The organism is Streptomyces sp. NRRL B-1347 (assembly GCF_000720325.1).
GTDB lineage: Bacteria > Actinomycetota > Actinomycetes > Streptomycetales > Streptomycetaceae > Streptomyces.
In genome coordinates, this window is the sequence record NZ_JOJM01000030.1 from 77,660 (window position 1) to 84,236 (window position 6,577).

Annotated in this window: 5 protein-coding genes; all 5 read right to left on the reverse strand. The window is 63.7% G+C overall.

Features of this window, described 5'->3' with window-relative positions; all coding sequences use genetic code 11:
• Nucleotides 1-122 precede the first annotated feature (122 nt).
• Nucleotides 123-1,031: a recombinase family protein gene (locus IG74_RS0124545; RefSeq protein WP_234334440.1), complete on the reverse strand. Its 909-nt coding sequence runs from the start codon at nucleotides 1,029-1,031 to the stop codon at nucleotides 123-125.
• Between the two features lie 228 nt (nucleotides 1,032-1,259).
• A complete protein-coding gene (locus IG74_RS0124550) occupies nucleotides 1,260-2,612 on the reverse strand; it encodes a protoporphyrinogen/coproporphyrinogen oxidase (RefSeq protein WP_158857745.1) in 1,353 nt (450 codons plus the stop codon).
• Nucleotides 2,613-2,725: 113 nt separating this feature from the next.
• Nucleotides 2,726-4,108 carry a protoporphyrinogen/coproporphyrinogen oxidase gene (locus tag IG74_RS0124555; RefSeq protein WP_051855254.1) on the reverse strand — a complete coding sequence of 461 codons (1,383 nt, stop codon included), beginning with the start codon at nucleotides 4,106-4,108 and terminating at the stop codon, nucleotides 2,726-2,728.
• Nucleotides 4,105-5,292, reverse strand: coding sequence for a terpene synthase family protein (locus tag IG74_RS52200; RefSeq protein WP_158857747.1), 1,188 nt, complete (start codon nucleotides 5,290-5,292; stop codon nucleotides 4,105-4,107). The genes IG74_RS0124555 and IG74_RS52200 overlap by 4 nt, the downstream gene beginning before the upstream one ends.
• A gap of 103 nt (nucleotides 5,293-5,395) precedes the next feature.
• Nucleotides 5,396-6,331: a Rieske 2Fe-2S domain-containing protein gene (locus IG74_RS49635; protein WP_078869006.1), complete on the reverse strand. Its 936-nt coding sequence runs from the start codon at nucleotides 6,329-6,331 to the stop codon at nucleotides 5,396-5,398.
• Nucleotides 6,332-6,577: the final 246 nt, after the last annotated feature.

Here is a 6,577-nt window from a genome sequence, read left to right on the forward strand (position 1 = left end):
CCGTGCCCGTCGACGGTGAGGCGGGCGAGGCCGTCGCACTGGAAGGAGCTGTCGAGTGTGTGACTTTGACGGGTAAATGGCGCGGAATACTCAGCGGTATCTGACGTCTTTGTCCTCGGGGCTCACCGTCCGGCCGCTTCTTCCTCCACACCGGCCGCGGTGGCCTTCTGCTCGTCGTGTTCGCGCAGCATCCGCATCACGGTCGCTGGGGAGGAGTGCAGCCCCTTCTTCTTGCCGGTGGTGATGACGAGCTTCTTGGCGATGTCGCGCAGGCTCATTTCCTGCTCTCGCAGGTGGATGGCCATGGAGAGCATGGATTCGTCGCCGACGGTGGCGCCGCCGATGGTCTTGCCGCGCTTGCGGGCGGATTCGTGGCCTTCGAGGGTGCGGTCGCGGATGTACTCGCGTTCCATGCCGGACATGGCGGCGAGCACCGTGAACACGATCCCGGAGGGATCGTGTGAGCCCTGCAGCTCCCCGGTGAGGAACTCCAGTCCGATGTCGCCGGCCTTCAGTTGCTCGGCGAGCATGGCCAGTTCGATGCCGCGGCCGAGCCGCTTGTGCTCGTGGACGACGAGGGTGACGGCGACCCCGGAGGAGCGGATCTCACCGGCGAGTTTGACCGCGGCCTCCAGTTCGGGCCGCTGTACGGCGCGGGTGGAAATCTTCTCCGAGAAGATCCTGCTCACCCCTGCCTCGGCGAGCGAGTCGAGCTGCGCGTCGAGGGACTGCCGAACCGTGGACGCACGGGCGTACCCGAGTCTGACGTGTCCGGCCGGCTCGGCGCTGGTGTGGACCGGCCAGGGCAGCTCGGTCCACACCGAGCCCGGCTTGCGTACGGCGGGGACCGGGACGCTGAGCGTCTTGGCGAGCTGGGGCACGAGGCGGAAGCGGGCGGTGTGGTACTGGATGGCCACCTTGCCCTTGCCGGTGCGGCAGGGGGATCCTGGCGGGGCGGCGCAGGTCGACATCGGGCAGGGGTTGGTTTCCACGCTCTTGAAGTCGTCGCTCACAAGCCGGAAGCGTTTCATGAACGCGTTCACCGTGCGGCTGGTTTGGAACAACTCATGAAACAGAAGATCCGCAGGTCTCCCTCTTCCGGTCCGGGTGTTTCATGTGTGGTCACCTATGAAACAGAGGGGTTGAGGACGTAGCGGTGGATGTCGACTTGGAGGGGCACAGCTCAGGCAGGAGACAATCTCCAGCGTGGGGGGCGCACCGTGGCGTGGGTGTGGTCGGCGAGCCAAGGCCGCTGGCTGTCATGGTTGCCGCTCGGTCACGGCACGGTGAGCGCTGCGCGCGGCGCTCTCCCCCGTGGCGAGGGCGGCGTCGATGACGCTCCAGGAGAGGAAGTCACCCGCCAGTTGGATGCGTGAGTGTGGATCGAGGCCGTCTTGGAAGTGCCGCAGCCGGGTGGCGTCACCCGGGCCGCGTTGCAGCAATGCGTGTTCGTTGCGGCCGACAAAGGCCATCTCCTGGTGGTCTTCGATGTGGTCGGCCAGGTCGGGAAACACTGCTCGGAGTGTGCTGAGCGCGTTGGCCGCGACGCCGGCGTCGTCCAGCTGCCAGCGGTCCGCGCACCACTTGTTGCGGAAACCCACCCGCATCAGGCCCTTGCCTTCAGGGGCACGTCCGGGGGCTCGGTGGTGATCGAAACTGACGTAGTTCAGGTCAGGGTGCTCACACTGCGGCACAAGTACGAACCAGGCAGGCTCGGCGGGTGGTTCGTCGACGCCGAAGTGCACGAACACGTCACGGGCGTAGGTGACCGTGCTCAGGTATTCCTGCTGGGCTTGAGTCAGATGCGGCAGGAGTCCGGGAACGAGCGGTGCTTGGACGGCCACGACACAGACCTCGGCTTGCTCTGTGCGCTCGGCCCCGGTCTGGTCCCGCCAACGCACGTGTACGCGGTCTGTGTCCTCTTGCACCCGCTCGACGCGCGCGTTGGTTTCTACGTGTAGATCCTGGGCAAGCCTCTCGGGCAAGGCCACCAGGCCTGTTTCGAAGTTGAAGGCCATGGCTCCGACGAAGATCTTCGTCAGGAAGAGGAGCATGGCGGCCGACACCTTGTCCGAGGAGGTGAACGACATGCCAGAGACTATCGGCTCGACCAGGTAGTCGTGCAGTTCCTCATCGAGTCGCCGCAGGGCGTAGGAGCGCGCGCTTTCCGTGTCCCAGGCTTGGGCTGCGGAAAAGTCATCGGCGACCAGATGTTTCGAGGCCGCGCCGACATCCTGCAGAAGCGCGCCGGCACGTAGCTTGGCTTCAGGGCTCAGCAGTTCGGTGACGGCGAGGTCCTTGTCGAGCTCCGTGCTGTTGAAGCGATGGGTCTCCCCGTCTCGGTAGATCCCGAAGATGTTGGATGTCTTGATGGCTGCCGAATTCAAGCCGAGCTCTTCCAGCAGACGTACCGCTGCTTGGTAGCTCCCGCCCATCCACAGCGCGCCAAGATCGTGCCTGAACCCGCCTTGAGAGACCGTGCCCATCCTGCCACCGAGATGGGGGGCCTGCTCCAAGACGGTGACGGAGTAGCCGTATTCGCGCAGTCGGTACCCTGCGGTGAGCCCGGCAACGCCGGCACCAACGACGATCGCTCGACCGGTTGTACTCATGTGCATCCCTTCCCTATACGGTCAGAACCGTATTGCTGAATTCCTTTGACGTGCCCCTGCGGGCACTTGCCCTGGGCGCGACATGATCGATAGGGGCGCCCCTGGACACGCGATTATCTGAGTTCATCCATCTCTTTTCCCTCTCTGTGGAGAGCGTGTGCGGTGCGTTGGGCGGCGCTTTGCCCGGTGGCGATCGCCGCGTTGGTCGAGCTGAACGACATGTGGTCGCCGGCGAATTGGATACGACTCGAAGAGGGGTAGCTGCCGGTGAACTGCTGGAGCAGGTGGTAGCCGCCTGCGGATCGGTGGACGATGGCCTGTTCCCAGCGGTGCACGAAGGTCATGTCCAGGTGGCTGCGGATGTGGTGGGCCGCCTGTGGGAGGACGTCGTCGAGACAGTCAAGTGCGTCGGCGGCGACCTGGGGGTCATCGGTGTGCCGGTGTTTCTCGCCCAGCTCCCCGTCGAGCTTGATCGTGACGAGTCCGTGCCCTGGCGGCACGCGCCCGGGAGAGCACCGGGGGTGGAAGACGACATAGCTGACGTGTGGGTTTTCGCGGGTGGGGAAGACCACGAAAGTGGCCTCCTCCTCGACGGGCCTGGTGACGCCGAAGTAGATGTGCGCGCCGTGCAGGTATTCGAGGCCGGCCAGGTAGTCACGGTGTGTATCGGGAAGGTCGGGTACCAGGTTTGCTGCGGTGGGGGCGGGCACTGCGAGCACGCAGGCCGCCGCGTTCTCGGTCCTTCGATGCCTCTGTGCGTCTTCCCATCGAACCTGGACGCCGTTGGTGTTCTGCCGGACGTGGATGACGCGAGCGCCGAGAGTGACGGTGAGCTGATCGGCGAGCAGGCGGGGAAGCGTATCGATGCCGTCGGTGAAGTTGAAGGTGCCGGCACCGAACAGTGTGCTCATACCGATGTGGATGCCAGCCGCTGACACCTGCTCGGGCGGCAGGAAGTAGCAGACCCGGGACAGCGGGTCGATCAAGTAGTCCAGCAGTTCGGGGTTGAGGCGCCGCAGCGCGTAGGCGCGTGCGTCTTCGCTGTCCAACTGCGCAGCCGTTGACAGATCGTCCCAGCTCAGCAGGGGCCGTGCCTTGGCCCCGTCGCGGAGGAGGGCGAGGGCTCTGACTTTGGAGCGCATGCTGAGCAGTCTGGTGCGGGCAAGGTCGCTGCGACGGTCGAGGCGGAGGCGGTGGACGAGTCCGTCACGGACCAGGCCGATGGTGCTGGATGTGGGTTCGATGTGCGCGGTGAGGCCGGCATCGGAGGCCAGCGAGAGCATGTGGGAGTAGCCCTGCGACAGCCAGATCGCGCCGAGGTCCAATCGGTAGCCTTGATGGGAGATGGTGCGCATGCGGCCACCGACGTGGTCCTCGCATTCCAGGACTGTCACGTCGTAGCCGAGTGTCTGCAGGCGGAAAGCGGCGGTGAGCCCGGCGATGCCTGCGCCGACGACGATGATCCTGGAGCGGGGGTCGGCCGGATGCCTGCTCATGTCGCTCTCCTGGCCCTCGTGTGGGCGGGGCCCGAGGTGCGGAGCCCGAATAGGTCGGGGACGTATTCGGGCAGTCCAACGCCCAGTTCTTCCGGGTGGGTGTACCGCTGGGTTTCCAGGTGCCAGTCCAGGTCGCCGCGGATCAAGCGGACAAGGGCATCGGCGTACGTCTGTGCTCTCGTGATCGTCTCGCGGTCGCATCCGGCAGCGGACAGTTCAGCGGGCATGCGGCGGCGGGCATCGAGGAAGTTGTGCACCACGCCGGTGACGATCGAGTTCGCCCGATGGATGGCGTCCACGGTGCCGCACTGCGTGATGCGCTCGATGGCCAGGACGAGGTTGTAGTCGAATCCGTGGCCGCGCTCTTTGCGGGCGGAGACGATGTCGTTGAACAGAGCGACGTGTTCGGCGGTGGCGCGGCGCATATCCAGGATCGCTGAGGCATATCGGACCCGGTCTGGCAGGTCGATCCCCATGACTGGTTCAGCCAGATCCATGAACATGTGCATGGCGACCGCGAACTGGCGGTATTCGCGGAACTCCTCGACGCCGGGCAGGAAGTCCGTCTCGCGCTCGAGCGCCGTCCGGTGGTAGGTGACCAGCCAGCCTTTGATGTTGGCCGCGAACTGGCGGCACCAGCCCTGCGACCTGCCGAGGGTGGCCCGCTTCCACAGGTCACCGAGAGCAGCGCCCAGAGGCGATGCTGCAGCCACACTTCCGTTGTCGAGGACAGTGCACAGTTCACCGACCGCTTGGCCGGCAAGTACGGCACTGTGGCCCAAGGCTCCTTCATCGAATTCGTCGTCAACGATGAATCCCCATGCACAGAATTCGGCCAGCAATGGCAGGTAGCCCCGTGCGGCCGAGGGGTACCAGCGGGCGGCCAATAATTCCGGATTGGTGCGGCTGACATGCTGACGCGCGGCGGGGGCAGGGGCCAGTCCCAACTCGTCGATCCAATCCCACATTAGCGTCCTGGTTTCAGCTAGCCACGGACTCGCCGCGGTAGTGGGGAACGGCATGAAGAAGCTAGTCGATGCGTCCCCTTTACCTAATGTATCGAAGGCCTGCCCGGTATCGCCATTCAGATTGACCGAAACTGTCTGCGGAAGATCCTCCACGAATCTGGACGAATTGGCAACACTCTCTGACGAATTCACGTCCGACGAGTGACGGATTTCCATGAATTCCACCTCGATGTTCAGCTTTGACTGACAGTGTCAGCCTTTGATTCCTGCGTATCATCATGGACGCCCATGGGTGACGCCCTGGCGCGGTGACCTTGTCTCACCCTTCATAAAATTGCCTGGCCCATCGGCGGCATGCGGCGATATCCTGTTCCCCTTCGGTGAGGCGTGGGTGAGCGAGCAATTTGCGATGCTCCCAAATCCGAATATCACTCCGGAATTGTTTTGCTGACGCCTTTCCAGTCACGTAGGCCAGGATGCGGTCAGTCAATAGCTTCGCGGGGCCAAGAGGGATATCCAGGGTGGCCCGGGATAGCTTGTAGATGGTCACACGCCCGGGTTCACGCTCCGTGAAGCAGGCGATCTCCATGGCATGGAATGGTGTTCCAGGAATCTCGATGTGCCCTGTCGCGATCCCTGGCCCTTCGAAGCACAGTGTGAGATGCGTGGGGCGGTAGGAGGTCCAGAATCCAGGCACCAGTAGGTTCAGGGTCAGTATGTGCTTGTCGATGACCATCGGCGTGATGGGCGTCGCTGGCTCTATGTGGTGGATGAACCGGAAGTGCTGATAGTCGGTACCGTTTTCGACTGGGTCGAGTGGATGGCCCCTGTATGTCCTGGCCCAGGCGTACTGCTGGGTATAGCGCGCGGTGTCGTAGGTCTTGGGTGTCCACTCAGGCGAGTCCGGGTGCATCCAAAGGTAAATGAGGCCATTGGCTTCATGAGCAGGATATTTGGCAAGGCTCACCTTCGGGGGCGGGGCTCCCCAACCCGTAGAGACACACCTTCCGTCAGGCGCATAGGCGAACTGATGGAAAGGGCAGTGGATATTATTGCCCTTGACGAAGCCGCCCTTGCCGATATGGGCGCCTTGGTGAGGGCACGTGGGATCGATGGCCTGAACTGATCCACTCGCGGTCCGGTACAGGGTGACCGCTTTCCCGGCCAGCGTGTTGTTGGCGATCTCGCCGGGGCGAAGGTCTCTGCTGAAACCAGCGACGTACCACGTTCTGGGGTGCCCAGTGAATTCAGTCATGTTCTTTCCGCTCCATGTTGGCGATATGGTCGCCGGTCACCGGTGGTGGAGGATGACGCGTTTGGCGGCTTGCTCTCCTGCGTCGATGGCGGTCATGCCCGTGATCCCGGCCCCGACGACGACAACATGTTCAGCGCTCGTAGTCATGGAGGCTTATTCAGAGGCCAGTTTGTAAAAGTGCAATGCGATGACGGTGGAGATGGTCTGTGTAAAGGTCGCGATCGGCCGCCGGTAGTCGGTGTGCAA

Bases quoted from the DNA above. Each gene is read 5' to 3' on its own strand.
- IG74_RS0124545 (WP_234334440.1), bottom strand. From the start codon at position 1,031: ATGAAACGCTTCCGGCTTGTGAGCGACGACTTCAAGAGCGTGGAAACC.
- IG74_RS0124550 (WP_158857745.1), bottom strand. From the start codon at position 2,612: ATGAGTACAACCGGTCGAGCGATCGTCGTTGGTGCCGGCGTTGCCGGG.
- IG74_RS0124555 (WP_051855254.1), bottom strand. From the start codon at position 4,108: ATGAGCAGGCATCCGGCCGACCCCCGCTCCAGGATCATCGTCGTCGGC.
- IG74_RS52200 (WP_158857747.1), bottom strand. From the start codon at position 5,292: ATGGAAATCCGTCACTCGTCGGACGTGAATTCGTCAGAGAGTGTTGCC.
- IG74_RS49635 (WP_078869006.1), bottom strand. From the start codon at position 6,331: ATGACTGAATTCACTGGGCACCCCAGAACGTGGTACGTCGCTGGTTTC.